4 protein-coding genes are annotated in these 2,339 nt (G+C 40.1%); 2 read left to right on the forward strand and 2 right to left on the reverse strand.

Annotation, left to right across the window (positions count from 1 at the left end; translation table 11 throughout):
• Positions 1-567 (forward strand): M16 family metallopeptidase (locus AC1DG9_RS26730; protein ID WP_477635652.1); only part of this gene is annotated, 567 nt, incomplete at its 5' end.
• Between the two features lie 303 nt (positions 568-870).
• Here AC1DG9_RS26730 and AC1DG9_RS26735 read toward each other — a convergent pair.
• Positions 871-1,011, reverse strand: coding sequence for a helix-turn-helix domain-containing protein (locus AC1DG9_RS26735; RefSeq protein ID WP_477635653.1), 141 nt, complete (start codon positions 1,009-1,011; stop codon positions 871-873).
• On the opposite strand from AC1DG9_RS26735, the gene AC1DG9_RS26740 reads away from it, so the two are divergent.
• Positions 1,010-1,591 (forward strand): TylF/MycF/NovP-related O-methyltransferase, encoded by a 582-nt coding sequence (locus AC1DG9_RS26740; RefSeq protein ID WP_477635654.1) that lies wholly within the window; start codon positions 1,010-1,012, stop codon positions 1,589-1,591. The two genes, AC1DG9_RS26735 and AC1DG9_RS26740, sit on opposite strands and share 2 nt — an antisense overlap.
• A 550-nt stretch (positions 1,592-2,141) precedes the next feature.
• Here the strand turns inward: AC1DG9_RS26740 and AC1DG9_RS26745 are convergent.
• The coding region (locus AC1DG9_RS26745) for a hypothetical protein (protein ID WP_477635655.1) at positions 2,142-2,339 on the reverse strand (198 nt) is incomplete at its 5' end.

The following is a 2,339-nucleotide window of genomic DNA, read 5'->3' on the forward strand; positions in this document are numbered from 1 at the left end:
CCAATGAGCAGTCCGGATTATCACGCAGTATTGCTTGCCAATCAGATTCTAGGGGGTGGAGCTGATGCAAAGCTTTTTAGAAATCTGAGAGAAAAACACGGCTTTACATACGGAGCCTATTCGAGAACCGGCTCAGGAAGAGGACAATCAACTTTCAGTGCTACAGCTTCAGTAAGAAATGAAAAAGTGGATAGTGCTGTAGTCGAATTTTTAAAAGAGATCACAATCATGCGTAACGAAAGAGTCAGCCCGGAAATCCTTCAGAATGCGAAAAACTTATACAACGGTTCTTTTGCCCTGGGGCTTGAAAATCCAGCGCGAAGTGCAGGTTTTGCCAGCAACATTCTGATCAACAAACTTCCAAAAGATTTCTACCGTACATACCTGCAAAAACTCAATGCAGTTACTGCAGCGGATATTTTGCGTGTAAGTAAAAAGTACTTCAACCATGATAATTCCAGAGTAGTTATTGTAGGACAGGCAAATCAATTTCTGCCAGGCCTGAAAAAAACAGGTTTTATCATAAAAGAATATGACAGCTATGCCACACCAATAGTGAGTAAATAGTCACCTATTGAGAAAAGAGAAAGCGGTTGAAGTTGTTTCAACCGCTTTCTTGGTTACAGGTTATCGTGTTGCCCTCTACAACATGTGTGGGGGTCAAAGGCAATACCAGGGGGCTTTCCCCCAATAAATATAGAGGCAACGTGATTGACGGATAGACCACAACCCATCTCTTTAACGCTGCAATTAGTTTCATTTTTGTTTTCATACAAATTACTTTTTTGAATACTTATCAAAGGTAATTTCGATTGTAGCCTGCGGGATAGGACAAAAATGAAGTTGAATAGGACTTATTTGATTTTTTTTTCAGAATGCCTCGGGCGAAGTGCCGGTATGCTTTTTGAAAAATCTGATAAAATAGGAAATATCTTCATAACCCAGGTAACAGGCTATCTGGCTGACCTGACTAGATGTGGTGATTAGCCCTATAGATACCACTGTAGACATGAATACAATTGAACAGCGAATCAATTACTATCATCTACTGAATACGGTAATACAGAATGGTATAGCGGGTGATGTGGTGGAATTGGGGTGTTTTTCCGGACAGTGCGCGCTGCTTTTTGGGAAAGTTATTGAACAGAACCATTCTGATAAAAAGCTCCACCTTTATGACTCCTTTGAAATTAAGTTTGCGGAGAAAAGAAATGTAGAAGATGTTTTGAAGGAAGGTTTTAGCCAGGCTAAACTCAGACTACCTGAACTGCACAAGGGTTATTTTGAACAGACTTTACCAGACCAACTACCCGAAAAGATAGCTTTTGCACATATTGATTGCGGCCATGGCGGCGATAAGCTGCAGCATAAGGAAATTATGTTATTCTGCCTCGGTCAGATTTACCCTAAAATGTCGCCAGGATCGATATGCGTACTGATGGACTATAACGACCCCAAAATCAACGGCCCGGGGCATGATGCCAACCCTGGAGTTAAACTGGCGTGGGATGAGTTTTTTAAAGGTAGGCCGGAGCAAATTGTGCCTTTATATGGCAACCAGTATTTTCATGCCTATTTCACAAAACAATAAATAAGGTGTGTATTTCTTCCCCAATTTTGGTGGTGAAAAAGATAACAGACAAGCAATTTCTTTTTTTGTAAATAACTGTGTTTTAAATCGATACAAGCTTATTATCTCAGTGGTTCCTTTGTATTATTTTTGCAGGAACTAACATTGATCATGATTCTCGTCTATATGTTAGAGGACCCTACGGCTTTAATCACCAGCAAGCTTTAATGAACACTTAATTCACTTATGAGCTCATAAAATCATCCTACCACAAGCTGTCTGATGGTCCAAAGAACAGCCTATACGGTAAATTAATTGATAAGAAGATTAAAGCAAAAGAAGAGCAGCAAATATCCAAACAGAAAACCTCTCAACAAGAGATGATCGGCATTCAGTAATTAATTCTATTGATGCCATCATTTCAGATTTTTATTAGGTGAGAACAAAAGCAACAGAGAATTACTAACCAATATTCTGCAAATATTTTCGTGATTTTTATGCAGGTGTGTGCACTTTGCAAAATAATGAGTACTATTTTGCAAATCCGTATCTTTACATCATCAAGTACCAGCTAACTACCATTCACAACCCCTTTGATAAACTCCTTCAGCGTGGTCTTTCCCTTTACCGGGCTGACAGGCATCTTATAATCCTGTTCCAGCGTCAGCTTGGTCATCGTCGCCATAGACTCCGCTGCTTCCAAAGAAAAACCACCCTTTTGCAAATACGATACCCACTCTGCCTCAGGAACAACCGCAACCTCCACCGG

The sequence above is a fragment of the Pedobacter sp. 05L430 genome, from assembly GCF_056397585.1.

Excerpts from the sequence above, each read along its gene's own strand:
- AC1DG9_RS26735 (WP_477635653.1), bottom strand. The coding sequence starts at position 1,011 with ATGTCTACAGTGGTATCTATAGGGCTAATCACCACATCTAGTCAGGTC.
- AC1DG9_RS26740 (WP_477635654.1), top strand. The coding sequence starts at position 1,010 with ATGAATACAATTGAACAGCGAATCAATTACTATCATCTACTGAATACG.